Consider the following 24,829-nt stretch of genomic DNA (forward strand, 5'->3'; position numbering starts at 1 on the left):
TGTGTGCTTCTTCCCGCGACGTTTCGCGCCAGTACTACGGCAGCGTCGCTCTGGCTACGGTCGACGTGCCTGCGGGCACGGTGATGGTCGAGCAGGTGGCGCCGACGAGTAAGGCTTTCCGATCGACGGTCCTGCCCGCGCCCCACAGAAGATGAGTGGCGATCAACGACTCCGCTGGCTGGTACACCGTGAGCCTCGACGGTGCCTCAAGCCCATCCCGCCAGCCCTTCAGTGATCAGCAGAATCTCGGCGACATCCTCTTCTGGCCTGAAGCCACTCCTCGGAGATCTGACCCGGCTGGCCCGCGACGTGAGCCAGCCGGGGCCTGTTTTCTCGGCCTGTTCGATGGTGTCGCCTCCGATCGGCCGTGCAGTTTCGCGGGAAGGGTATCGCCAGTTTGGGGCGTGCCGCACGGTAGTGCCGGGCACCAGGTCAACGAACGCTGGAGCAGTCTGTCCGCTTGTCCCTTGTGTGAGGCCGGCCTCCTTGTGCACTTCAATCATGATTGTTCCCACCAGCCCGGGGAAGAACCTGGGACATGGACTGGTCGTGGCCGGTCGCCGTTGACGGGGTGCAACGGTTCAAGCCTGCTCTTGCCCGATGGCTGCTTGCGAGCTAGCCGGCAACAGGCCATACAAATGATCAGTGCATTGGGCGGGGCTCGCCGTGGTTGTCCTGTGTCCCCACGCTTGGAGGCTTTGGCCCATGATCCGCTTGCACGTCCAAGATGGACCTACACTAGCGCCCGTCTCCTCGGCTTCCTCAGCGCGTTCGATCCAATCGGTCAGTACCTTTCACGAGCATTGGCAGGGGCTCTGCCGAGCCCGAACAGGCAAGGTCGCCGGTCGCGTTAGTCGTTGTCCGGCGCTGGAGTTCCGGCCGCTTGCCAGATTAGGTCCAGTAGAAGCTGCTGGTGCGCGGTCTACGCATCGTCTCGGCTTTCCGCATCGTGACCAGCGCGGCCGGAACCGTCGGTCTGCTCCCCGGGTCCCAGACGCCGCTGGTTCGCTGATCCAAGGAGGGGAGATCGCCGCCCCGATTGCGGGCTGTCAACGCCGGCTGAACTTTGACCCCTCTGCTCCGGCCGAATGTTGACCCCCTCGCTGGTTGTTGATGTTCAGTCGTTGGTCTTGGTGGCTGCGGGGACGCGGCCGAGGTCGCGGTCCTTGAGCCGGTAGCTGTCGCCCTTCATCGAGATGACTTCGGCGTGGTGGACGAGGCGGTCGATCATGGCGGCGGCGACCACGTCGTCGCCGAACACTTCGCCCCACCGTCCGAAGGGCTTGTTGCTGGTGACGATCAGCGAGGCGCGTTCGTAGCGGTTGGAGACGAGCTGGAAGAACAGGTTCGCGGCTTCTGCTTCGAAGGGGATGTAGCCGACCTCGTCGACGATCAGCAGCGGGATCCGGCCGAGTTTGACTAGCTCGTCCTGGAGCCGGCCGGCGTGGTGGGCGTCGGCGAGGCGGGACACCCATTGGGCGGCGGTGGCGAACGCGACCCGGTGTCCGGCCTGGCAGGCCCGGATACCGAGGCCGATGGACAGGTGGGTCTTGCCGGTGCCGGGCGGGCCGAGGAACACCACGTTCTCCTTCGACGCGACGAAGTCGAGCGTGCCGAGGTGAGCGATCGTCTCCCGCTTCAGAGAGCGTTGGTGTTCGAAGTCGAACTCCTCCAGGCTTTTGCGGGCCGGGAACCTCGCTGCCCGGATGCGTCCCTCACCGCCGTGGGCTTCACGGGCGGCGACTTCGCGTTGCAGGCAGGCGGCGAGGAACTCCTCGTGCGTCCAGGACTCGGTTCTGGCCCGCTCCGCCAGGCGCTCGACGGAGGCAGCCAGCGACGGCGCCTTGAGGGCCCGGGTGAGGAACGCGATCTCGGATGCGACGTTGCGGCTGGTCTTGGTGGCCATCACGCAGCCACCTCATCGAGGCCGAACATGCGGTCGTAGTCGCTCAACGGCCGGCGTTCGACCTGGGCGTCGACGGCGGTCGTCGGGGTGCGTTGGGCGGCGACGCGCAGGTCCGCGGCGGCCCTGCGGTGGGCGGGGTCGGTGATGCTCTGATGCTTCGCCCAGCAGCGGTCGTGTCGGGCTGCGGGTCGGCCGTCGCAGAGCACCGTCACGTGGTTGCCGTCGGCGGTGACCTCGACCCGCCGGCCGACCACCGACGGGTGCACCGAGTAGTCGTTGCCGTCCAAGCGAACATAGTGATCGCGAGGCAGCCGAGTGGCCTGCCGCCACCCGACCACCGGCGCCACCGGTGGCAGTGGCAGCATCGCTTGCCGGTCGGCGTCCCACCGGTCCAGCGGGCGGCAGCCCAGCATCCGGTGTTGGCGGTTGTTCGCCCGCACCAGCCACTCGGTGAGCTGGGCGTTGAAGTCGCCGGGTGAGGTGAAGCGGCGGCCGGGCAGGAATGAGGTCTCCAGATAGCCGTTGGCCCGCTCGACCAGGCCCTTGGCCTCCGGGTCCGCCGGCCGGCACTGGATCACCTTGATGCCGAGGGTGCCGCGGAAGGCGTTCATCGCCTCGGTCAGCTGAGGCCTGCCGGCCCGCCACTGCCCGATGGCAGACTCGTTGTCCCACACCAGAGCCTTTGGCACCCGCCCCCAGCCGGAGATCAGCGTCCAGTGCCCGACCAGCAGGTCCGGTGACTGCCTGGTCGGGATCATCACCGCTGACAGCCACCGCGAATACCCCGAGACCATCACCAGCACCGGTGGCCGGCCGACCTGCCCGAAGCCCAACGGCACGTCCGCCGACGGGAACCACAGATCACACTGCGCCAGCTCTCCCGGCAGATACTCCGTCCGCTGGGCCGGGTCCGGGCGCCGGAACAACGGCCGCAGCTGCTGCACCCGGTCGGCGAACACCGTCTTGCCGCGGGTCCACCCGACCCGCTCCATGATCACCGTCGTGGGCATGTCCGGGAACTCCGTCAACAACGCCCTGATCTGCGGCTCGACCGCATCCACGATCGAGCCCTTCGCTACCCGCTGATAGCGGGGCGGCTCATGACTGGCCAAGGCCTTGCGCACCGTGTTCCGCGAGACCCCCAGCCGGCGGCAGATGGCCTTGATCGCCATCTGCTCCGCCCGGTGCAACCGACGGATCTCCGCCCAGTCCTCCACGCTCAGCACCTCCCGATGCTTCCGGAAGGGGTCAAAATTCAGCCGGAACCACGGGGTCAGTTTTCAGGCGGAACCGACACGGGCCGCCTGAGCGACGCCGCCGCCATGATCGCCGGCATCGCACTGTCGATCAACGGCGCCTGAACAGCCGGTTAGTCATCCGCCTGGGTGCAGAGTTCTCTGGACCCAGAGGACCATTCCCTTGGTGAGTTCGGACAAGGGCTGAACCTGTCGGACCCTCTGCCTCCGCTGAGATTCGGTCAGTTTGCGGGCCAAGCCCTCATCCCAGTACTCCTTGATGACCTCGGCGATCAGGTCGTACAGCTCGGGTGAGGGCGGCGGTACAGGTGTCGGCAGCGGCAAACCGCTGACGTCGAAATCCTGGTGAGGTGGATCGCTGGGGTCGTCGTCGTAGACCACGGCAACTCCTCGAAGGCGTAGATGCACCCAGCGTAAGGACATCGGCGCATGCCGAATACCGACCGATATCTGCCGTGGTCGTGCCAGGAAGTGGCAGAAACCTGACCTGCTGGTGAGTCGACGGACCGGTGGGCGAGCACAAGTGCCTACGCTGTAGCCCGCGCGGCCGAGAAGGGATGTCCATCACCGGTGACCGTCCATGTCGCGGTCCTCGACCCCCTGCCGATGTATAAGCAGGGAGTGGCCGCGACCCTGTCCGCGATCGGTCACATCGTCGAGACGCCTGAAGACCCGCTGGCATGGGTCCGCCGGTCTCCGGGCGCGGTCGTGCTGTTGACGTTGATCGGGCACGGCGACTGGGATCTGCTGTTCAGGCTGGGGGAGGAAAAGTCACCCCATTCGGTGATCGCCGTGGTCGAGGACGACGTCGTGGTCCTGGGCGTTCGGGCGGTGCGTGCCGGTGCCCGGTCGGTGATACCGCGCTGTGTCACCAACGAGACGTTGCGACGCACGATCGAGGCCACACTCGACGGTCAGGCGGTCCTGCCCGCCCGGGTGGCGGTGGCGCTGGCCTCCGGCGAGGAAAACTCGCTTCCCCCGGCGGAACGGTTGGAGTGGCTGCGTCAGCTTGCCGAGGGAGTCACCGTGGCGCAGCTCGCCCAGCGGGCCGGGTACTCCGAGCGCGCGATGTTTCGCCTGTTGCAGGCTCTGTACAAGGAGATCGGTGTACGCAGCCGCCTTGAGGCCATCATGCGGGCTCGTGATCGGGGTTGGTTGCCGAGAGCTCGTCCAGCACCGGCTGCAATGGACCCCGGGGGCGGCCGCGGAGGTCGATCCGGCTGACCAGGAACCGCAGGAGTCTGCGTAGGCCCTCGCTCTCCGGTGCCCCGGACCGTGACTCCCGGAAGGCCTGCACGGCGTCGGCGACCGGGACGTCGCGGTCGAGAACGTCATCGCACATCGCGAGCGCTCGGAAGTCACCGGCCGCGAAGTCGCGGGGATCGTGCCGGTAGCGGTCGCCGGACTCGGCGGCCAGCTGCCGAAACCGCATGCTGGCGATGGTGGGGCGGCGCTGGCGCCGGGCGGCCACTGCCTCGAGCGCGAGGACCACCAGCGAGTGGCCCGGGCGCCGGTAGCGTCTGACCGAGAGGATCTCCTGCGCAGCGACGCCCAATTCGCCGTTCTCCAGGTGCACGAGACAGAGGGTCGTTCGAGCTCGGGTCAGGATGGCCGGGTCGTGTAGCTGCTGGGCCAGCTCGACCGCCTCGGCAGCACGGGCGTGTGCAGCCGTCTTGTCGCCTTCCCAGAAAAACAGGTCAGCCTCGCCGTCCGCGAGCGCGGCACGATGCCAACGGCCGGCGCTGTCGTTAGCCCAGCGCTGCGCCTCCTCGATCCACCGGCGGGCCTCGGGCAGTTGGGCGAGCTCGGCATGCCAGCGGGAGAGCTTCAGGGCGAGGGTGACCCTGCGGGCCGCAGCCCGCCGGGCGGTCGGCGTGTCGGGGTAGCCGTCCTCCGAGGGCAGGCGGTATGCCGTCTCGACGTGATGGATGGCTTCCGGGAACCGTCCCCAGCGCCGGTAACAGTCGGCCAGGCCTTCGAGCCCTCCCATCCGGAGGACCGGATCGCCGAGCTGCTCGGCGCCGTCGAGCACCGTTCGATAGCGCGCGAAGGCCTCCTCGGCATCGTTGTCGAGCCAGGACATCGCGGCCAAGTTGGCCCCGATCCTGAGCTTCGCCACTTCGTGCCGATCCTGTTCGGCGTAGGCGAGTGCACGCTGATAGGCGGCCCGCGCCTCGGCGAAGCGTCCGCGCGAACGGTGGATGCCGCCGATTGCACTCTCGTTGGCCATCTCGAGGTACGGGTGGCCGAGGCGGCCGCGCAGCGTGTCGCGGGTGTCGAGCAGCAGGAAGGTGTTGTTTACCTCGCGAAGCCGGTCGTGGATGTTCTCCAGCAGCTCGTACGCCGACTCGAACTCGCCCGCCTCGATCAGCGCCCGTAGTTCGGCGAAGTGAACTGCAAGATCAGCCACGGTTCGAGGATTCCGGTTGCGCATTTCCTTGAGACGGGCCGCCACGTCAGACGACAGGTCCCGAGCACCTCCGTCCATACGCTGAAGAATCGCGTCCGCGTCGGCGTCCGTGAGCTCGTACCGGTCGCCGTCCCGCCGCACGAGCATGCTGTCGGTCAGTCTCTCCAGCGCGTGGAGAGTCTCCTCGTCGGCCGCACCGTCGAACAGGGCCAGAACGTGCTCCTCGGCGACCGGGATCCGAAAGGCCGCCAGCGCCTCCAGTACCCGGCGAGCCGGTGGCTCAAGGTCGTTGAGCAGCAGACCGAGCAGGGTTCCGGGCACCTCCCTCGGTGCGAGGCCGGACAACTCGTCGACCAGGGCGCGCAGCCGGACGCGGTGAAGGGACAGCACGCAGACCGCGTGGAACAGGTTGGTGAGGCGTGGATTGCCCTGAAGTACCCGGTAGAGCTGGCTGAGCCCTTCGTCGTCCAAGCGCCGGACGCGCGAGGAGCCACCGGGGCGCTCCCGCAGCAAACCCACAAAGTGGTCGTAGTTCAGGCGCGCGATAGCGATCGGTGGTTCGCTCACGGCCCACGTGCCGTCCGACGGAGAGGTCGGCACGACGCTGGTGACCAGCACGACCGAGACACGGTGCTCTGGTCGCGCGCTCAGCGCCTCGAAGGCCTCGTCCAAGGCGCCGTCAGTGAGTACGGCGCCCGGCCCCAGCAGTTGCTGCGCATCCTCGACGACGATGACGATCGTCTTGTCTCCGATCGCGTCCAGCGCCGCCTCCAATCGGGCCAACGAAGACTCACCCGGCCGCAGTTCGGCCCCCGGGGCCGTACCACCCTCGATGCACTCGATGAGGGTCTTCGTGTCCAGTAGGGCCCCGCCGACGGCTGGCGTGCGGAACACCTGGACCTGGCTGCTGTCCAGACCGCTCAGTACCCTGCTGACCAGCGTCGACTTGCCGACCCCGCGCGGCCCGACCACGACGACCACGCCGTACGGCCCGTCGACCAGCCGCTTGCGCAACGCCACCCGTGCCGGTTCGTGGAAGGCCGGGACCGCACTGCCGCCCTTCGTTCGTCGGGGACGGGAGCGCGATGCGTTGGCGTCGGCTCCCGGCAGGATGAACTCTTGGGGAAGTTGTAGCTGGTCGGTGTCCTCGATCTCGTCACGGGGGAGGAGTTTGGTGGCGGCATGCGCGGCGAGCCAGAAGAACCACTGGCGGTCGGCCGGTGTGAGCAGTGACCGACCGGAGAGGATCAGCCCGATCGCGGTGAGACAGACGAGCCGTTGTTTCGGCCAGTCGCCCAGCAGACCGTTTGCGTTCGCGTATTCGTGTTCGGCGCCGTATATGCCGGAGATCAACTGGCGCATCTCCCGGTCGAGCTTCGAGGAGAGCTTTCCATCATCGGTCTGTGGATGCAGCAGCGCGTCTCTTAGCGCGGCCTTATCCAATGCCTTCTGCTCGCGCAGGCGCATCGCGATGGTGGTGCACATCAGATAGCACGGATCCCACGCCAGGAGCCCGCGCGGGCGGTATCGCGAGAGGTCGATCAGCCAGTAGTCAGGCGGATTGTGGGCCTCCGTGGCCACCAGCAGGTTTCCCGGATGCAAGTCACCGTGGGTGTGCCCGCGGAAGGGATACAGATTGACGAGGTCTCCGAGCGCGCTGTGGGTGGCCAATGCGAAGGGATTGACGAGGTCCCCGTCCAGGTGACGCAGCCAGGTCTTCGGAGCGGAGACGAGGCCGGCGTACCTGTCCGCCCAGGCGTGCAGGATCCCACCCGGCTCGATCCGGTCTCCCAGCAGCTCCTTCAGGACCCGCCCGGCGGTCATCGGACCACTCATCACCGTGTTGGCATTCCAGTCGAGGAGCAGCGACCGGATGATGGCCCTGCAGGTCGCCCCTGGATCAATGTGCTTCTCGAAGATCTTGTCGAATCCGATGGTGTGGTCGAAGCCGCCCCCCGCGACCTGCTGAAAGGTGATCCAGCCGCCGCCCACCAGAGGCTTGACGGGAAAGTTGTAGCGCACCAAATGGTCGAGCCTGAGCGGCTTAACGTGCCACTCCGCCAGCTGATTCGCTTCGAGCTCGGTGAGAGCCCGATCCGGCGCAGTGTCCACCTTGATGATGGTTCCTTTGCTGGATCCCGTCCTCCCCTGTGCGTATACGCCGAACACCCGGGCCGACGTGAAACCCGAGGCCGACCAGTTGACCGGGGTCAGACGAACGCCGGTGTCCTGCGCCCACGACCTGAGCGCGGCCTTCGCCGGTTCCGAATCGAGCTGGTCGAGGATCTCCTCGAGCCCATGGTCGCGCTCCATCGCATCCTCCTGATGTCCGAAGGGGCGGGGGATCAGGGTTGTGGGGCGGTGATCAAGCTTTGGACGGCGGCCATGGCGGCCTGGACCGGGCGGATGAAATCGGGACGGAACTCGGAGTGCTCGTACGGTCCGATGAAGTCGGCGAGCTTTGGCGGGGTGGGGATCTCGGTGGTGCCGGACGGGACGCGCGGCATGACGGTTTCGTACTCGGTGACCAGCTCGCGTAAATATTCCTCGGTGGACTTTAAGAAGAGGACGAGCTCAGGTACGCCGTGGAAGACTTCGCCCTCAGCGTTCACATTGCGGATCATGAGCTCGAGGCTCAGCTGCGCGTCGAGGAGGAGTTGGAGTTGCTCGTCGTACGTGGCGACCCGCAGTTTCCCGTCTCCCGCTGTGGTGTGGATCTGGGCTCTGGCGCGCAGCAAGCGGCGTGCGCGTTTGACCGCGTTGTACAGCACCACCAGCTCGGCCAGGTAGCGCTGGCGGATTTCGCGGATGGCGGTCGCGCGATCCTCGGCCAGCTTGAATCGCTCGGCCCGTTGTTCGGCCTGACGGTTGAAAGCCTGGTAAAGCAAGGAGACGCCGCCACCTAGCACGACCACCAAGAGGAACTGGAGCAATGTCTTGTAGCCATCGGCGCCGACCACTCTGGTGGCGGAATCGTGCCAGATGATCAATATCGCTGCGGCGGCCATGGCGAGCAACGCGCCTGACGCGAGCGCCAACGTGAGGCGGCGGGGCAAGGAGCCTTCGAAGCGATCGATAGTGCTGAGCTTAGCCGGAGTTTGTCGCTGCGCCGTGCACGTGACAGTTCGGCCGGGCACGGCAGGGCCACCGTGGTGCCGGTGACGTCAGGATTTCAGGGCGGCGGCCATGGCGGCGAGGTCCACACTGAGCAGCTGGCTCAGCTCACTGACCTGCGGGGGTGGGGTGCGCAGCGGACGACGGGCGCGGGCGCCCGAGGGGAGCCCGCCCGCCGCACCGGCGACGAGGGAGAGCGGCGTACGCACGGAGGACAACTCGTACACCGACCACATCGCCGTGCGCGAGTCGGCCAGCAGCATGATCCGGTCGTCGCAGGCGACCAGCACCGCACGGCTTCCGGCGCAGGCCACCGCCACCGCCGCTCGACCGCTAACCCGCCGCACCGTGGTCACCACGTCGGCGGCGGCCCGCTGAGGGTTGCCGGTGACACCGTCGACTCGCCAGACACCCTCCTCGAGGCGTACGGCCAGCCCGGCATCGGCGAACGCCGACCGCGCCTCGGCGTATGAGTCATCCTTGGCGCCGCGCGCGAGCTCGACGGTCTCCCGTAGCGCGGACGCACTCGCCACCACGGCGAACAGGTGCCCGGCCGGCAGCAGCAGAGCCTCGGCCAGCGCGAGGTCGGTCTCGGCCACCCACTCGGCGGCGTCCCGCCAGGCGGCGGTCACCAGCGCGTCCGCGTCCTGGCTGCCGTGCAGTCGCGCGCCTTCCCGCAGGGTCGCCACTACCAGGGCGAGCCACGCGTACAGGTGCGCGAAGGCTTCGGCCGGCAGCTCGTCCAGGGCGTTGTCGTCGGGCACCAGCGCCCACGCAAGCCACCGCAGATCGGTACGCCAGCCGTCGTCGCGCCACATGCCTTCGGCGAGCAGCGTGAGGTACATCGACGCGGCGAGCATCCGCAGGTGCATCGGTGGCAGCGACCCATGGTCGCTGTCCACCGTTGGCGTGCTGACCGCCTCCGCCCACCGTGTGGCGAAGTCCCGGTAGCGGGCCCGCTCGCTCGCGGTCAGCCGGTCGAGGAGGTTGCCGTCCGCCGAAGGGTCGTCGCCCGTCGGCGCATCGGGCGCGATGCCGGCCTCCTCCTCGGTCGCCTCGTCCTCGCGTACGTCGTCGACGACGAAGCTCGACCGACGGTCGCCCACCGTCGGTGGGCGGCGGCGCGGGAAGACGAGGCGGGACAAGTCCGGTCCCAGCACGCGGTCGGAGTCCTCCAGGTAGTCCCGCCAGCAGTCGCTGTCGGTGCGGACGTCGACCCCCTGCCGGTCCGAGGAGGCTGACGGGGTGCGGGGCCGGGGTGTCACGAGCAACATCAGCCGTTCCAGGTCGGCGGTAAACCGCGCGGCGAGCGCCGGATCGGTGAACACCTCGATCGCCTCGTAGGGCGTTCCCCGGCCGAGGCGCGGCGCGTCGTCCGCGTCCCGTACCGGTCGGCACCGGGAGGGATCGGTGACGAAGACGGCTGCCGACTCTACCCGTACGCCGCCGACCTCGACGACCGTGCGCACCGCGCCACCGGTCACCTCCGTCAGCACGAAGCGGGCCGTGGCCTGGCCCACCGGAATGACGCCTATAGCCTGCCAGGTGCCTGGCTCACCGGAGGGCGAGGTCTCCACCACCACCCGTCCGGTGACCGGGGCGGCCAGCTCCACCAGCAGCGTCGTCCCGTCGACGACGGCGCAGCCCAGCAGGACCGGTGCCGGGCTCCCCGTCACGCTCGTGCTCTGGCCCGCCCGCAGCTGGGCCATCGCGGCCTCACTCGGCTCCTCGCCCTCGGGAAGGAGTGAAACTGGGTGGGGTGCCAGCACGGCCAGCTCACAGTTGCCGCCGTGCTCGGTGCTGCGCAGCAGCGCCGCGGCGGTGATGTTGGCGCTCCCGGTCAGGCCGTGGGTCGCCCCGGCGGGCGTCGTCCACTCGACCACCTTGCCGTGCAGCGGCGGTCCGGCCGCCAGCACCCGGAACTCGCGCTCCACCGCGGGCTCGGTCGCCCGCAGCAGTGCGCCGCCCTCGAACCGGCCGAAGGCGGGCTGCACCGCGACGCGTACCGCGTGGGGTTTCATCCGGTCGACGAGCGCGCGCACGGCCGCAGCCTGCGGGTCGTAGAACGGCGCGGCGAGGCGCAGCTCTGCCACCGCGTCGGTGGGCAGGTGACCGAGCAGCGAACCGTGCAGGTTGCCGACCACCCGGACCTGCGACCAGCCCTCATCGACCTCCACCGGGTGCATCCGCCCGGCGACTTCCCGGAGGGTCAGGGCGATCCAACTCGGTACGGCCACAACCGTAGGCAGGTCCACCAGCCAATCCGCCACGTCGTGCAGCAGCCGTGGGCCACAGCCGAGGCGGCTGCGGGCGGTGAGCCACACCTCGCGGTTATGGCCCCAACCCGAGGCCGTCGGGTTGCCAGAGCCGACTGCCACCCACACGTCGTCGTCGCCGAGCAGGACGGCCAGCTTCGGATGGAACGCGCCCCGGGAGACCGCGTGGCCGTGCTGGTACGCCAGACCCGCGCGCCGCACGTCTACCGCGTCGTGCACCGCCTGCCCAGCGTCAGCCAGCACGGTTATCCGCGCGCCGAGCGCCCGGGCGGTGGGCACCGCGAACCGCTCCAGGAACCCCAGGTCGAGGGTGTACCCGGTGACCAGGAACTCCCGCAGCCGGGCCCCGTCGAACCGGTCCCGCCACCGTTCGAGCAGGCTGAGCGGCGACCGGAACGACCACTGCAACTCATCGGTCACCGTGCCACGTCCAGCAAGGCCAATCCGAGCGGGGTAACGGGCTGGTGCACCTCCGGGGTGAGCAGCCCCAACTGGACGGCGAGCCCGGCGAGCTGATTGATCCGCAGCCCGATGTTGTCCCGGCTCTCCCGACTGGCCGCCACGTACGCTCCACCGCGTTCGTGCAACCGGCTCGGCATCGACATCGTGCCGCCACGATGGACCTTCGCCTTCCGCAGCGCCACCCGCCGGGACTGGGCGAGCATGTCGTCAACCAGCTGGCGACCTAGGTCGCGCAGCGGCCAGTCGACGTACTCGGTGCGGCGCTGCGCCACCCACGACGGGTCCAAGTAGGCCCGCCGACGACCGAGGAAGTAGCGCCGGGCGGTCCCGGTGAGCAGGTCCGCCCGCCGTGCGCCGAGCAGCAGCAGCGCCACCTTGGCGGCAAGGGTCTCGTCCTCCCGCAGGGCCAGTTCCGCGGGGAGCGGATCACCGCGGCCGTCCACGAGGTCGGGCAGCCCCGCCTCCAAGCCGGCGACCGTGCCGGCCGGGAGTTGGTCGGCGAACCAGTCGCGCAGGTGCTCCCGGGTAACCGGCCCGTTGCGGTGCACCTCGCCGACCAGGGCGGCCCAGAGGTGACGCCACGCACCCACGGAGTGGTGGCGCAGCAGGACGCCCCGCCACGCCTGGGTCCGGTCGTCACCGGCGAGCACCGAGTCCTCACGCACCGCCGCCCCGTACGCGACGGCCTTCCGAAACGCCCCCACCCAGGTCGGCATGGCCGGGTGCAGCTGGCAGGCGCGGGCGAGGATCCGCAGGGTCGCCCGGCGGGTCTGGTCGTCGCCGGTCCAGTCGTCCGGGTCGTGCCGGCCGGCGACGGTCGCTGTCATCAGCGCGGCCAGCGCGCTGAGGTCCTCGGGCCGGCCGGCCAGCGCCGCCGGCTCCTGCACCCCGGCGTCGCGTTCGGCGATCTCGAACAGCGGGGCGAACATGTCGACGATCGACGGCGGGCAGGGGTGCCGGCCGCTGCGCAGCGCGCCTCGATCCACCGTCACGGTGCCTAACCTGATGCTCGACCCGCCGTACTGCGACCAGAAACCCCAGGCCCGGGGCGAGTAGGACCGCTGGCCCTCACGGTCGGCGACGCTGAACTCGCGGCCCGGCTCCGGGGCGAGCCGGACCAGGGCGTCCACGCCGTGCGCCGGCGCCGGATCCGGACCGTCCGAGCCGGCGGCCCGGGAGATCACCGCGAGCGCCACCTCGGTCCGCCGGATTAGCCACCGGCACCGCTGTTCGTCCAGGCCGGTGGCCTCGGCGTGGGCGGCCAGCGCCCAGTAGAGAGCGTAGTGGCTCAGCGTGGAGACGCCGGGGACCAGGATGTCGACGCCCGCCATGACCGGCGCCTCCACGGCCAACGGGTATCGGCCGGCACGCGCCGTCAACCCCGGCTCGCCCCAGGCCGGGCCCTCCACGGCGATCGACGGTGCGATCACGGTCGATGTTCCCTCGCTGGCATCTCGCCAGTGTCGTCCGTCCGAACCGCGTATCACATCCGCCGAGCGGGCAACCACTATGGATGGGGCACGGAGCGGCTGTTAGCGGCATCGTCGAACTGCATGTCCGCGGTTGGAGAAGCCCACCGCGAACACTCGCCGATCGTCCTGTCGAGGCCGACTGCGGGCAAGGCTTAACTTCGGAACCTAACCTTGAGATACCAGCGAAGAAGATCCAGATCAGACGCTTTCGGCCGAAGTCAACGGGTTCCTGCTGAACGACCTCGGTGAGCTCCTCCAGGAAGTCGTCGCACCAGCCGCGGGGCAGTTACAACTCCCGGTCATGACCGGTTTTTGCCCTGGCCAGCCGTGCCGTCGCTCCAGTTGATGTCCACGGTGTCGCTAGATTTGCGTGAGCTCGAGAGTCGTGCCGAGGGTAATCGGCGGTGGGGCAAGGTCCGTCTCGCCCCACCGCCACGAACCCCTGCTCGCGGTACGCGAGTCGCGACGGGCGGGCGCACGCTGTTTCCTGGCGACAGCATGCCCCCGACGGTGGGGGAGCGGGGCGCGGTGGAACCAGTGCTGCCACGTCGGCGACCCCCCGTTTACCCCCCGAAAAACCTCGTCTACCGGTGACGATCAGTGACAAGAAGCGACCAGTGTTTGATCGCGTCAGTGCAGCTCAACGTCAATTCTCGACAATCAACGACATGTTCGATTTGGTTACGGATGGTAACAAGGGGTCGTCGGTTCGAATCCGGCCGTCCCGACGCAGGTCAGAGGCCATTCGGATTCTTCCGGGTGGCCCTTTCTGATCTTGTACACCAGGGAAGTACAGCATATGTCTCGGTGGCCTTGAGCTGCGGTCGAAGTGCCCGTTCTCGCCCGCTTTGCCCTGGTAGATGAAAGACTAAGCATCATGGCGACGGACCATCAGGCAACGGCGGCGACAGACCCGGGATACGCCGCCGCGCTGGACACGGCTGAGCGCCTGCTGGGCTTCCGCTTGGAGCGCTTTCTTGGCGCTACCCCTGGTGAGCCAGCTAACGGCGCAGACTTCAAGCGGATCGCGACGATGCACGCCTTCGGCGACGTTTGGCCGCGCACCGAGCACCTAGATACGCAGACGCGGGCACTGGTATCTGTAACCATCGCGGCAACACTCGGCGTCCTGGAGCCGCTACGCGGGCAGCTCCGCATCGCGCTCAACGCCGGTGCCACCAAGGAGGAGATCGCCGAAGTCTTCCTTCAGGTCGCGGTCTACGCCGGCGTAGCACGCGCGTTCGACGGCTACCAGGTCGCGACCCAGGTCTTCGCAGAGGACCCGGAACGCTAAGGTACGGGTTTTCGTGATCGCACGATCCGGCAAGCACGGACAACTCCACCAACGCTCGGCGGAGTGTCACCCATCATGTGAAGTCGACCTGTAACGCATCAAGCAAAGTCGGACATGGCTCAAGTAGTGCTGTCGGGTCTCAGAGGGCGGTCCGCAGTAGCTCGATCTGATCTATGCGTTGCGTTCGGATGGTGGCCTTCCGGCGGGTTCGCTGTTGATAGCGGTGGGTCGATGGGTTGAATGTGAGTTCTGGTCGTGACCGTCGGGCGGATGGGGCGTTAGCCCGGTCATGGGTGATCGAAAGCGGTATCCCAGCGATGTCACCGACGGGCAGTGGGAGCTGATCGGGCCGTTTCTGTGGGCGTGGAAGGCCAAGCGGGTCGCGGTGTCGGTGTCGGGCCAGCCAGGCGACTATGACCTGCGGGAGATCGTGAACGCGATCTTCTACCAGAACCGGACGGGTTGTCAGTGGGCGTACCTGCCGCACGACCTGCCGCCGAAGTCGGCCACCTACTACTACTTCGCTCTGTGGCGCGACGACGGCACCGATCAGGTGATCCACGATCTGCTGCGCTGCCAGGCGCGCGAAAAAGCCGGCCGTCGGGAGGATCCGAGCGCGGTCGTGTTGGACACCCAGTCGATCAGGGCGGCGAACCACGTCCCGGCCGCGACGACCGGCAAAGACGTCGCGAAGAAGGTGTCGGGGCGTAAGCGGGGTCTGGCCGTGGACGCGTTGGGGCTGGTGATCGCGGTGGTGGTGACCGCGGCGTCGGTCACTGACAACGCGATCGGCATCCGGCTGCTCGACAAGGTCGTCGAACACACCCCGACGGTGAGTCGCGCCTTCGTCGACGCCGGGTTCAAACAGGACCTCGCGCTGCACGGCGCCGTGCTGGGCGTCGACGTCGAGATCGTCAAACGATCCGACGCCAGACCCGGGTTCGTACCGATCCGTAAACGGTGGATCGTCGAGCAAGTCAACGGCACACTGATGCTGCACAGTCGCCTCACACGCGAGTACGAAAGCCGACCAGAATCCTCGGTGTCACGAGCGCTGTGGGCGTCGACGGCGAACATCGTGCGCCGACTGACCGGAACCAGCACGCCCTCCTGGCGGCACCGGTGAACCTACCCACCGTTCTCGACCTCATCGCCGACCGTCAAACCACCGCACGCCAACACGCCGACCAACTCCGCGAGCAGATCAGCACCCTGACCGCCGAACTCGCCCGCATCGACGGCGAACTGGCCGACCTGACAACCACCCGCGCCACCCTGCGCACCCTCACCACCACCGAGTTCACCGCCGACGACCCCACGATCGCCAGCGGGCCCTACCAACAGATCCTGCATGTCCTCAGCACCGCGCCCACCGGCATGCGAGCCAAAGGCATCTGCCTCGCCCTCGGCGTCGAGCCCTCCCCGAAGAACGTCGAAGGCACCCGCGCGAAGCTAAAGCGCATGGTCAACCACCACGTCCTCACCGAAGACGAGCCCGGAATATTCACCCTCGCCCAGAAACAGACCTAATCCTCCGAACCGCCCTCTCACAGGTGATCGAATTCGCCGTGGCGGTTACGCCACAAACTGAGGACCAGCAAAACCGGATACACGGCGAGGAGCCGGCTGAGGTAGAAGGCCGCCGCGCAGATCAGGATGGTCGACACTCCGGACCGGTAGGCCACGTACCCGAGAAGTCCGGTCGACGAGAGCACCAGAGCCATCTGGAGGTGTGGCGACAGTGCGTCGCTGAGCCTCGCCCATGGCCTGATGCTGATGACGAAGAGGGCCGGCGGCCCGAGCACGGTCACGATGAAGACGGCCCACCAGCGCGACTCGTGCACCACGATCCCGTTGACGAACAGCGGGACGGCGATGATCAAAACGTGCAACGAGTACGTCAGCATCTCGGGGAACCACCCTCGTACCGGGAGGACATCGGCCGCGCCAGGTTCGAAGTCGTCGCCGTCGGGAGGCGCAGGTCGGCTCGCCGGCGGCGACACACTCGACAGTGATGGCTCCATCCATTGTCTTCGCTGCCGAGCGCGTTCTGCAACGAGAGTCGCCGAGTGACCCTGATCTGCCGCCCGGATCGCGGTCATGATGTGAGCACCGGCTCCGGCGCGGAAGCCTCTTGCTCCCGGCGGGCGCTCAGCCTCAGAACTCACATTCAACCCATCGACCCACCGCTATCAACAGCGAACCCGCCGGAAGGCCGCCAGGGGCTGTCTCGCTAAGGGTGTTTCCGGCGATCTTGGTTAGTAGGTTTCAGCGGCTGGGAAGCGGTCGCTGAAGGTGATGGCGAAGGCGTTCAACGCGGGTTTCCAGCGCATCGTCCATCGGGTTCTGCCTGCTCCGGTGGGGTCCAGGGACCGGGTCACCAGGTATAGACACTTCAACGCGGCCTGCTCGTTGGGGAAGTGGCCGCGGGCTTTCACGGCCCGTCGGTAGCGGGCGTTCAACGACTCGATCGCGTTGGTCGAGCAGATCACCCGCCGGATTTCGACGTCGTAGTCGAGGAACGGGACGAATTCGGCCCAGGCGTTGTCCCACAGGCGGATCACCGCCGGATACCGGCCGCCCCACTTGTCGGCGAGATCGTCGAACGCTGCCCTGGCAGCTTGGGCGTTGACGGCGGTGTAGATCGGCTTGATGTCGTGCTTGAGCGCGTCCCAGTACTTGCGGGAGGTGAGCCGGAAGGTGTTGCGGATCAGGTGGATGATGCACGTCTGCACCACCGCGCGGGGCCACACATTGGTGACGACCTCGGGCAGGCCTTTGAGCCCGTCGCAGACGAGGAAGAACACATCCTTCACGCCTCGGTTGCGCAGGTCGGTCAGCACGCTCATCCAGAACTTCGCGCCCTCACCACCGGTGCCGGCCCACAGCCCGAGGATGTCCTTCTCCCCGTCGAGGGTGACCCCGATCGCCGCGTAGAACGGCCGGTTGGCGACCTGCCCGTCACGGACCTTGACCACGATCGCGTCGATGAACACCGCCGCGTAGATCTCGTCCAACGGGCGGTGCGACCAGTCGACCATCTCCTCGATCACCTTGTCGGTGATTCGCGAGATCGTCTCCTTCGACACCGAAGCCCCATAGATCTCGGCGAAGTGCGCCGAGATCTCCCCGGTCGTGAGGCCTTTGGCATACAGCGACAACACGACCTCGTCGACCCCGGACAGGCGCCGCTGCCGCTTGCGGACGATTTGCGGGTCGAACGTGCCGGCCCGGTCCCGCGGCACGTCGATCTGTACCGGACCGGTGCTGTCGGTCAGCACCGTCTTCGACCGGGTTCCGTTGCGGACGTTGCCCGACCCAGCAGCGGCCTGGTCGTGTTTCTCGTAACCGAGATGCTCGGTCATCTCCTCGTTGAGCGCGGTCTCCAAGACCGTCTTGGTCAACTGCTTGAGCAACCCGTCCGGGCCCGTCAACGACAGCCCTTGTTCCTTAGCGGCCCGGACCAGCTCGGCGGCGGCCTTCGCCTCCGCCGACGGCTCGGCCCGCTTCTTACGTCCGGTCTGGTCGTTCAGTGTCGCGGTCATCACGGCACCCTCCTCACCAGGCACAACGCCCGGCGGGTCAGGCCGGAAACACCCTTAGATCCACACTCCCGGCCGCCAACCGGACGCAACGCATAGATCAGATCAAGTTACTGCGGACCGCCCTCTCAGGACCTCCGTGACAGATCAGTCTCGGGACGTGGGTGACACATCCGGCTAGACGATCTTCGGGTCAGGGTAACCGCTTTGGGGTCGGACGGCTGGGTCGTAGCGCCCTAGGATCGGCGCGTGCTGGCTGATCAGGCAGGTCTTCCGCAGTTTCCCTACCACCCGGACCCGGTGGCGACGGGTTCGGTCGTGGCCGCCGAGGTGGTGTGTGCGTGCTGCGGCCAGCGGCGCCCCTTCACGTATGTCGGCCCTGTGTATGCCGTTGACGAGGTGGGCAGGAGGCTGTGTCCGTGGTGCATCGCGGACGGCCGGGCGGCGGCGATGTTCGACGCGCAATTCACCGATGCGCATTGGCGCGTGCCTGAAGATGTCCCGTCGGACGTGACCGAGGTGGTTCTCCGTCGAACGCCGGGCTTCGCCGGCTGGCAGCAGGAGCGGTGGTTGCACCACTGCGGTGACGCGGCGGAGTTCCATGGCGAGGTCGGTGCGCGGGAGTTGGCCGACTTTCCTGATGCCGTGATGCAACTGCGGTTGGAGATCGCCGGGTCTGGCTGGTCGATGGAGGAAGAGGAGTGGTACTTGCAGGCGATCAGCAAGGACGGCCCGGTCACCGCGTTTCGGTTCCGCTGCCGGCACTGCGGTACTCACCTTGCGTACTCCGACTCGACCTGACCGCTGGTTTTGCGCCGCGAGGCTTCGGGCTTGCGAGCCTTGAACCGGGCGATCGGCTTGACGGTCGTGCGGGGCACTTCGGTGAGGAGCTGGTCACCGTCGTGGACCCGGAAGGTGGTGTCGGCGGCTTCGACGGTGAGGATTGCTCCGGCGTGGGCGATGCCGACGTGGATGCGTTGACCGGCGATGACCAGGGCTCCTCGGCAGCTGACGCGGCGTTCGACCCGCACCGGTTCGGGTGCCGGCGCGGGTGGTGGTCCGGCGGGGGCGAGCGTCGCGGATGCGGGCGATTTCGGCCGGGGCCAGCGGGTTGGGCAGGCTGCGCAGCAGGACACCGTCGGCGCTGATCTGCATGAGGCCGCGGTCGAGGCGGATGGTGACGCGCCTGCCGGCGAAGTGGTAGCCGATGGGGTGTTGCCGGCCGGCCAGGCCGATCAAGCCGGTGGCGTTGACGAGGCGTTCGACTTCGATCGCGGCGCCGGCCCGAACGGGACCGGTGGTGATAGGGGGCTGCCCGGCCGGTTGGCCGTCGTCGGCGAGGAGTTGGCGCAGGTGAGCGGGGGTGAGTCGGGACGGGACGGTCTTGAGTCGGACGCCGTCGATGAGCAGATGGACGACGGTGGTGTCGGCCCACAGGGTGACAAGCTGGGCATGTCCAGCAGCGCCTTGGTCAAGCCGATCCGCTTCTAGCCGATGACCGGATGTCGATCGGGTGCCGTGACGCGGGTGCCTTTCCGGCGAACGCAGAAGCTGTCCCAACCGGACGCGTGAGCTGACGCCCGGCCCAGATGTGCGCCCTGCCGATGGGCTGACCGGCGGGCGCGGTGCCTCAGGCCATCGCGGGAAGGATGACCCGTTCCAGCACCGTGAGCGGGGTCCGCCACTGGTTGGGGTCGTCGTAGTTGCCGGCGGTGACCGCCACGGTGAGGTCCAGGTCGGGCAGGACGAACAGGCGCTGGCCGCCGTTGCCCATGCCGGCCAGCAGCCGATGGCCCTCGATGGATTCGATGTACCACTGGTAGCCGTACTGCGCGCCCCAGCTGGTCTGCAGGCGTGGCTGGAGCATCGTGCGGATCCAGTCGGCGGGGATGATCCGCTGACCGTCCCAGGTTCCCTCGGCCAGCACCAGCTCACCGATCCTGGCCAGGTCGCGGGGCGCGAGTCGCAGCCCGGACGCGGCGGAGGCCACTCCGTCCGCGCCGGTCATCCATTCGAAACGGTCGATGCCCAGCGGTGCGAACAGAACGGCCTTCCCGTACTGCGGCAGCGACTGCCCGGTGCCCTCGGCGATCAGTCGGCCGAGCAGAGCCGTGGCACCTCCGCAGTAGGTCCAACGGGTGCCGGGCGGCTCGAGGATCGGCCGCTCCAGGATGTACCGGTATCGGTCCGGTGCCAGCTCCATCGCGATCTCGGCGTTGGCCGGGCTGTTGTACGGGAGATCTTCGCGCCACTCCACGCCCAACGACATCGTCAGGGCGTGCTCGACGGTGAGCCGGGCGCGGTGGGGGTCGGCCGCCAGGTCGGGGTACTGCGGGAACCGCTGCAGGAGCGGCTCCGCTGGCGGCGGCACCAGTCCTTCGCCGAGCGCGATGCCGTACATCAGGACGGTCACGCTCTTGGTGACGGACCGGATGTCGTGCAGGACCCCGGGCCCGAACTCGACGACGCCCAGCGAGTCGCCCCAGGCGAAATCTTCGCCGGTCCTGTAGTACTCCAGCACGGTTTGACCACCGCGAACCGCCGCGACGGCGTGCAGACCGCCGACCTGGCCAGCATGGAGTAGTTGGTCGAGACGGTCACGCAACTGCGTCGTCATGGGCACTCCGAGGGGGCGATGTCGGCCAGCGGAACAGCATGCTCGTTATAGCGGAATTTTCGCTTCTACAGCGACCCGGTTGGAAGGAGGCCCAGCCCGGCCCGCCGCAGCTGCCCGTTGCAGCCATGATTCAGTCGTGAGAGACGGCCACACGCTGGCGCAGAGCCTCGACGTCGACGTCCAGGACGTGTCGGCCCATTTGATGAGGTCGCTGTCGACGGTGCGCGGGGTGGTGCCGAGCACGAGCAGCACAACGCGCCACACCCAGCGGAAGCTGTGGCCGCGCATCCGGATCTGCCGCTGGTCGCGCGGTCACGCCGAAGGTCGGGCGCCTTGCCGGGCAGACGCATGTCGGTTGTGGCGCCCGTGCACCATCAGGGCATGAGCGCGTTGATGGACCAACTGCCGGCTTTGCTCGGCGTCCTCGTCGGAACAGGCGGGACCATCCTCGCCACCTTGATCGCGGACCGCTCGCGGTGGCAGCGCCAGCAGGCGGCGCGGTGGGACGAGCGCCGGCTTCAGGCGTACGTCGAGTTCGCCAACGCAGTCAAGGAAGTGCACACGTACGCGCTCCGGCTCGCCAACCTGAACGCGCTTCGTCACGGTGTCGATCGTGAACACGCCCTGGCCAGGATGGAAGAGGCCGATATCCGGCGCACAAAGACATGGGAGAGTGTCCTCCTCCTGGGCGACGCCGCATCGATCACTGCGGCCCGCGAGTGGCGCGCCGCAGTGACGGACATCGCCCGTTACGCCCGCGGCATGACTACCGCGGGGTTCGAGCTGGCTGCTGGGCTCGGCCATGCCAACGAGACACGCGATCGCTTCTACCAGGCGGCCCGGACGAGTCTCGGCATCCGGGGATCGGCCGTGCCCCAGTCGGACTGGCTGGCGGGAAAGTTGGACATCCGCACACAGCAGGACGTCTGAGCGAGCGGGACGCGTCGGCTCTCGCCCTGGAGAGCCCGTCGGGATCGACTCTTCGTTGCGGCGGTTTCCTGCCTGATGGCAGAGCGAGCAGCACGGCGTAGCACACCAAGGTCACATACACGCTTCTGCCGCTGTCGGCGCGCGGGCGGCGAGCAAGACGGACCCTGCGTACGCTGCCGTGGTGCAGATCGATCTGGTTGCCCTGATCGTTGACGAGTACGACCCCGCGATCGCGTTCTTCACTCACGTACTCGGCTTCGATCTCGTCGAGGATTCCCCATCGCTGACCACTGACGGGCGGCCCAAGCGGTGGGTCGTCGTCCGGCCGCCGGGTGCCCAGACCGGGATTCTCCTTGCTCGCGCCGACGGAGAACGCCAACGTGCCGCAACCGGTGACCAGGTAGCCGGCCGGGTCGGGTTCTTCCTCCGAGTCGACGACTTCGACGCCGCTTACCGACGGATGGCCGAGGCCGGTGTCACCTTCGTTCGGGAGCCACGGGCAGAGCCCTATGGCCGCGTGGCGGTCTTCCTCGACATCGCCGGCAACCGGTGGGACCTCCTCGGATCCGCATGACGTCGCCGTAGTTGCCAGTCGAGGCGCCCAGGTCAGACGTCCTGATCTGCCGCGAAGCGCTCGCCAGCGAAAAGTGGTGTCGGCCGGTGTGCGCGGTCCGAACGAGCCGACGAACGGGTGTCGGGGGCGCTCGCTCGCTGGCGGATCTGTTCGGCGCACCGCCACGCTCGGTGGCGAAAATCGGCGATTGTCGAGTGTCCGTGCACTTGGCCGAACGGCGGGGGTTCCGCGGCGTGTAACCAGGAGTCGTACAGGTGAGGGCCTGCCTCGGCCCACAGCGGTCCATGTTCGTGCCACAGGATGTCCTCGGGGCGGGTATTGAGCAGATCCGCAGTGGTGGCAGCGGTGACCGGTTCACCCAGTTGCCGCCGAGCATCGAGAGCGAGACCTGCGTGTGTGATCAGGAGCTCCTCTCCCTCGGCGGTGCGTACCGCAGCCGCGACTCGCAGATACTCCCGCAACCACCAGCTTTTCAGGAGCGCGGCGTCTTCGTGGGACAGCTGCTGTGGCCACACCCCTCGGCACCCAGGTACTGCGATTCGTGATTGCCGATGAGCTGGATCCATCGCCGCGAGTCCGCCAGTCGCTGCCAAACGAAGGCGAGCACGCCGGCGCTGTCCGGCCCGCGATCGATCAGGTCGCCGACCTGAATCACCACGGCATCTGGATCCGTGACTCCTCTTCGCGTTTCGAGCGATCCCCGTCCCGTTGGTCGGGGATCTTGCTGTGCGGGTTCTAATCCTGGCCTCAGGTTGATCGGGGACCATGAGCGGCAAAAGCATCGACTGGAAAGGGGTGCATCGGCGTGCGGATCATGATCGCGGATGATGACGCGGCCATCCGTGATTCGTTGGAGCGGGTGCTTCAGGTCGAGGGTTACGACACCATCAGCGTCGCCAACGGTCTCGCCGTGCTCGATGGGGTCGGTGGGGCCGGCGGCGACGCACTGCATCTGCTGATCCTCGACGTGATGATGCCCCGCCTCGGCGGGTTGGAGACCTGTCGGCGGTTGCGGGCGGCTGGTCGGGATCTGCCGGTGCTGATGCTGACCGCTCGTGACCAGGTCTCGGACCGGGTCGCGGGGCTGGACGCGGGTGCCGACGACTACCTGCCCAAGCCGTTCGCCACCGAGGAGTTGCTGGCCCGGGTGCGGGCCTTGCTGCGCCGGCGTACGCCGGGCGACGGGGAGTCGCAGGTCCTGTCGTTCGCCGATGTCCGGCTCGATCCCGACAGGTTCGAGGCGTGGCGGGGCGGGCGGCCGCTGCGCCTGACCCGGACCGAGTTCTCCCTCTTGGAGGTCCTCGTGCGCAACGCGACCCGGGTGTTGACCCGCGACGCGCTGTTCGAGGCGATCTGGGGTTTCGACATGAGCGCCACCGCCAACAACCTTCAGGTGTATGTGAGCTATCTGCGCCGCAAGATGGAGGCCGAGGGTGAGCCGCGATTGATCTACACGCTGCGCGGCCTGGGATACACGTTGCGGGAGACTCCTCCGTGAGCAGGCCCGCTGGCCGGGCACCGCACCGGCTGACCCGATGGTGGCGCCGGCGGTCGCTGCGGACCAGGCTGACGGTGATCGCGGCGACGGCCATCGCCGTCAGCGTGTTCACGGCCTTCCAGGTGGCCAGCGAGCTGCTGGACTGGGAGCTGCGGGACACCGCCGAGGATCAGCTGCGCGCCGACTCCCGCGTCTTGGCGACGAACGCGGAGCGCGCCGGTCTGGCGCAGGTCCCGCTACCGCCGTATCCCGGATCCGGTCCGCTGGTTCGGGTCGTCCTGCCCGACGGCTCGACCCGGACGCCGGCCGGTCAACCCGCGCTGCCCCCGGTCAGCGAGCACGCTGGGCGCGTGGCGCAGGGCGCGTCGGCCGACCTGATGGAGTCGAACGACATCGACGAGGACGGATACCTCATCTACACGCTGCGGGCGGGCGACGGCGCGGTCCAGGTGGCCCGCGTCGTCGACGACAGCCCGATCAACCAGTTCGGGTTCGGTATGCTGCTGATCGGACTGCTCTGCGTGGTCGGTGGCGCCCTTGTCGGGCGGACCGTGGCACGGGCCGGGCTGGCACCGATCGACCGGCTGACCGCCGCCGCGGTACGTGTCGCGCACACCGGGGATCTCGACGCCGACATCCCGGATGAAGGCGGCGGGGAGATCCGGCGGCTGATCCAGTCGATCAACGACATGCTCGCCGCGCTCCGGGACTCCCGGCAGGCCCAGCGGCTGCTCGCCGAGGACGCCGCCCACGAGCTCAAGACCCCGCTCACCAGCCTGCGTCTCAACGTCGAGTTGCTGATCCGGCTCGATCGACGCGGCACCCTGGACAGCGCACTGCCGGCGGAGAGCCGGACCCGGCTGCTTCACGACCTCGGCGCCCAGGTAGCCGAGTTGAGCACCCTCGCAGCCGAACTGACCGACCTGGCCCGCGGTGATGTCACCGACGAGAGCACCGAGTTGCTCGACCTCGCCGACGTGGTGGTGGCCGCCGCGACTCGGGCGCGTTCCCGCGTGCCCGACATTGAGATCGCGCTCGACCTCACCTCCGTGTGGGTGAGCGGCCGTCCCGCTGCGCTCCAACGGGCGGTGCTCAACCTCATCGACAACGCCGGCAAGTGGTCCCCGGCGGACCGGCCGGTCCAGGTCCGGCTCCGTGCCGAGGGTGCGTCGGCGGTGCTCGAGGTCGACGACGCCGGGCCGGGCATCGACGCCGCCGACGTACCTCGGGTATTCGACCGGTTCTACCGTGCCGACAGTGCCCGGGCGTTGCCTGGATCCGGTCTCGGGCTGTCGATCGTGCAGCGGGTCGTTGACGCCCACGGCGGCCGGGCCACCGTCGCCCGCTCCGCACGCGGTGGCGCGCTGCTTCGGGTCGACCTTCCGGCCGCTGCCCCGCCCGGTCCAATCATGCGGCCCACCGCCGGGGATAAGGATCCGGGACGGGCCTGAGGCTCCGTCCCGGATCTCGCCCGTGCC

Annotated in this window: 21 protein-coding genes; 10 read left to right on the forward strand and 11 right to left on the reverse strand. The window is 68.2% G+C overall.

The genetic code is table 11. The features are described 5' to 3' along the window. Window positions 1-1,117 precede the first annotated feature (1,117 nt). The 3 genes from istB to O7616_RS16880 all read right to left on the reverse strand — a co-directional run bounded on the left by istB (window position 1,118) and on the right by O7616_RS16880 (window position 3,543). A complete protein-coding gene (gene istB / locus O7616_RS16870; RefSeq protein WP_282302843.1) occupies window positions 1,118-1,906 on the reverse strand; it encodes an IS21-like element helper ATPase IstB in 789 nt (262 codons plus the stop codon). Continuing rightward, window positions 1,906-3,132: an IS21 family transposase gene (gene istA, locus O7616_RS16875; RefSeq protein ID WP_282302844.1), complete on the reverse strand. Its 1,227-nt coding sequence runs from the start codon at window positions 3,130-3,132 to the stop codon at window positions 1,906-1,908. The genes istB and istA overlap by 1 nt, the downstream gene beginning before the upstream one ends. Window positions 3,133-3,279: 147 nt before the next feature. Beyond that, on the reverse strand, window positions 3,280-3,543 hold the full coding sequence (locus O7616_RS16880) for a hypothetical protein (RefSeq protein ID WP_030334736.1): 264 nt from the start codon (window positions 3,541-3,543) through the stop codon (window positions 3,280-3,282). 240 nt (window positions 3,544-3,783) lie between these two features. On the opposite strand from O7616_RS16880, the gene O7616_RS16885 reads away from it, so the two are divergent. After that, a complete protein-coding gene (locus tag O7616_RS16885) occupies window positions 3,784-4,386 on the forward strand; it encodes a DNA-binding response regulator (protein WP_282302845.1) in 603 nt (200 codons plus the stop codon). Here the strand turns inward: O7616_RS16885 and O7616_RS16890 are convergent. From O7616_RS16890 to O7616_RS16905, 4 genes are read right to left on the reverse strand one after another with little or no spacing between them, the layout of a single operon-like run. Continuing rightward, window positions 4,292-7,885 (reverse strand): AAA family ATPase, encoded by a 3,594-nt coding sequence (locus O7616_RS16890; protein ID WP_282302846.1) that lies wholly within the window; start codon window positions 7,883-7,885, stop codon window positions 4,292-4,294. The genes O7616_RS16885 and O7616_RS16890 overlap by 95 nt on opposite strands. A 32-nt stretch (window positions 7,886-7,917) precedes the next feature. Then, window positions 7,918-8,709: a hypothetical protein gene (locus O7616_RS16895; protein WP_282302847.1), complete on the reverse strand. Its 792-nt coding sequence runs from the start codon at window positions 8,707-8,709 to the stop codon at window positions 7,918-7,920. A gap of 27 nt (window positions 8,710-8,736) precedes the next feature. Continuing rightward, window positions 8,737-11,382, reverse strand: coding sequence for a hypothetical protein (locus tag O7616_RS16900; RefSeq protein WP_282302848.1), 2,646 nt, complete (start codon window positions 11,380-11,382; stop codon window positions 8,737-8,739). Continuing rightward, the gene (locus O7616_RS16905) at window positions 11,379-12,854 is read right to left on the reverse strand and encodes a hypothetical protein (RefSeq protein WP_282302849.1); all 1,476 of its coding nucleotides are present in this window, start codon (window positions 12,852-12,854) and stop codon (window positions 11,379-11,381) included. The genes O7616_RS16900 and O7616_RS16905 overlap by 4 nt, the downstream gene beginning before the upstream one ends. 919 nt (window positions 12,855-13,773) lie before the next feature. Between O7616_RS16905 and O7616_RS16910 the strand changes: the two genes are divergently transcribed. From O7616_RS16910 to O7616_RS16920, 3 genes are all read left to right on the forward strand, one after another. Continuing rightward, complete coding sequence (locus O7616_RS16910) at window positions 13,774-14,190, forward strand: carboxymuconolactone decarboxylase family protein (protein WP_282302850.1); 417 nt, start codon at window positions 13,774-13,776, stop codon at window positions 14,188-14,190. Between the two features lie 289 nt (window positions 14,191-14,479). Continuing rightward, window positions 14,480-15,316 (forward strand): IS5 family transposase, encoded by an 837-nt coding sequence (locus tag O7616_RS16915; RefSeq protein WP_282302851.1) that lies wholly within the window; start codon window positions 14,480-14,482, stop codon window positions 15,314-15,316. Further along, window positions 15,313-15,720 (forward strand): hypothetical protein, encoded by a 408-nt coding sequence (locus O7616_RS16920; protein ID WP_282302852.1) that lies wholly within the window; start codon window positions 15,313-15,315, stop codon window positions 15,718-15,720. The genes O7616_RS16915 and O7616_RS16920 overlap by 4 nt, the downstream gene beginning before the upstream one ends. Window positions 15,721-15,737: 17 nt before the next feature. Here O7616_RS16920 and O7616_RS16925 read toward each other — a convergent pair whose 3' ends face one another. Further along, window positions 15,738-16,097, reverse strand: a complete 360-nt coding sequence (locus O7616_RS16925; RefSeq protein ID WP_282302853.1) for a hypothetical protein — start codon at window positions 16,095-16,097, stop codon at window positions 15,738-15,740. Window positions 16,098-16,448: 351 nt separating this feature from the next. After that, on the reverse strand, window positions 16,449-17,735 hold the full coding sequence (locus O7616_RS16930; protein WP_282302854.1) for an IS256 family transposase: 1,287 nt from the start codon (window positions 17,733-17,735) through the stop codon (window positions 16,449-16,451). Window positions 17,736-17,981: 246 nt separating this feature from the next. Between O7616_RS16930 and O7616_RS16935 the strand changes: the two genes are divergently transcribed. Together O7616_RS16935 and O7616_RS16940 are read left to right on the forward strand one after the other, a co-directional pair. Continuing rightward, window positions 17,982-18,533: a CbrC family protein gene (locus O7616_RS16935; RefSeq protein ID WP_282302855.1), complete on the forward strand. Its 552-nt coding sequence runs from the start codon at window positions 17,982-17,984 to the stop codon at window positions 18,531-18,533. A gap of 186 nt (window positions 18,534-18,719) precedes the next feature. After that, window positions 18,720-19,223 carry a hypothetical protein gene (locus O7616_RS16940; protein WP_282302856.1) on the forward strand — a complete coding sequence of 168 codons (504 nt, stop codon included), beginning with the start codon at window positions 18,720-18,722 and terminating at the stop codon, window positions 19,221-19,223. Window positions 19,224-19,362: 139 nt separating this feature from the next. Here O7616_RS16940 and O7616_RS16945 read toward each other — a convergent pair whose 3' ends face one another. Next, window positions 19,363-20,349 carry a serine hydrolase gene (locus O7616_RS16945; protein ID WP_282302857.1) on the reverse strand — a complete coding sequence of 329 codons (987 nt, stop codon included), beginning with the start codon at window positions 20,347-20,349 and terminating at the stop codon, window positions 19,363-19,365. A gap of 381 nt (window positions 20,350-20,730) precedes the next feature. Between O7616_RS16945 and O7616_RS16950 the strand changes: the two genes are divergently transcribed. Continuing rightward, window positions 20,731-21,279 carry a hypothetical protein gene (locus tag O7616_RS16950; protein ID WP_282302858.1) on the forward strand — a complete coding sequence of 183 codons (549 nt, stop codon included), beginning with the start codon at window positions 20,731-20,733 and terminating at the stop codon, window positions 21,277-21,279. Window positions 21,280-21,460: 181 nt separating this feature from the next. Next, on the forward strand, window positions 21,461-21,853 hold the full coding sequence (locus O7616_RS16955) for a VOC family protein (protein ID WP_282302859.1): 393 nt from the start codon (window positions 21,461-21,463) through the stop codon (window positions 21,851-21,853). Between the two features lie 472 nt (window positions 21,854-22,325). Here the strand turns inward: O7616_RS16955 and O7616_RS16960 are convergent, their stop codons facing one another. Next, window positions 22,326-22,511, reverse strand: a complete 186-nt coding sequence (locus O7616_RS16960) for a metallophosphoesterase (RefSeq protein WP_282302860.1) — start codon at window positions 22,509-22,511, stop codon at window positions 22,326-22,328. 147 nt (window positions 22,512-22,658) lie between these two features. Here O7616_RS16960 and O7616_RS16965 point away from each other — a divergent pair, with 147 nt between their 5' ends. Both O7616_RS16965 and O7616_RS16970 read left to right on the forward strand, forming a co-directional pair. Beyond that, window positions 22,659-23,351, forward strand: coding sequence for a response regulator transcription factor (locus tag O7616_RS16965; protein WP_348773818.1), 693 nt, complete (start codon window positions 22,659-22,661; stop codon window positions 23,349-23,351). Continuing rightward, entirely contained in the window at window positions 23,348-24,802 is a 1,455-nt protein-coding gene (locus tag O7616_RS16970) for a HAMP domain-containing sensor histidine kinase (RefSeq protein WP_282302862.1), read from the forward strand. The genes O7616_RS16965 and O7616_RS16970 overlap by 4 nt, the downstream gene beginning before the upstream one ends. Window positions 24,803-24,829: the final 27 nt, after the last annotated feature.

It is taken from the genome of Micromonospora sp. WMMD964 (genome assembly GCF_029581455.1).
In the GTDB taxonomy this organism is placed as follows: domain Bacteria; phylum Actinomycetota; class Actinomycetes; order Mycobacteriales; family Micromonosporaceae; genus Micromonospora.

Excerpts from the sequence above, each read along its gene's own strand:
- istB (WP_282302843.1), bottom strand. The coding sequence starts at position 1,906 with ATGGCCACCAAGACCAGCCGCAACGTCGCATCCGAGATCGCGTTCCTC.
- O7616_RS16890 (WP_282302846.1), bottom strand. The coding sequence starts at position 7,885 with ATGGAGCGCGACCATGGGCTCGAGGAGATCCTCGACCAGCTCGATTCG.
- O7616_RS16910 (WP_282302850.1), top strand. The coding sequence starts at position 13,774 with ATGGCGACGGACCATCAGGCAACGGCGGCGACAGACCCGGGATACGCC.
- O7616_RS16915 (WP_282302851.1), top strand. The coding sequence starts at position 14,480 with ATGGGTGATCGAAAGCGGTATCCCAGCGATGTCACCGACGGGCAGTGG.
- O7616_RS16925 (WP_282302853.1), bottom strand. The coding sequence starts at position 16,097 with ATGCTGACGTACTCGTTGCACGTTTTGATCATCGCCGTCCCGCTGTTC.
- O7616_RS16930 (WP_282302854.1), bottom strand. The coding sequence starts at position 17,735 with ATGACCGCGACACTGAACGACCAGACCGGACGTAAGAAGCGGGCCGAG.
- O7616_RS16940 (WP_282302856.1), top strand. The coding sequence starts at position 18,720 with ATGACCAGGGCTCCTCGGCAGCTGACGCGGCGTTCGACCCGCACCGGT.
- O7616_RS16945 (WP_282302857.1), bottom strand. The coding sequence starts at position 20,349 with ATGACGACGCAGTTGCGTGACCGTCTCGACCAACTACTCCATGCTGGC.
- O7616_RS16950 (WP_282302858.1), top strand. The coding sequence starts at position 20,731 with ATGAGCGCGTTGATGGACCAACTGCCGGCTTTGCTCGGCGTCCTCGTC.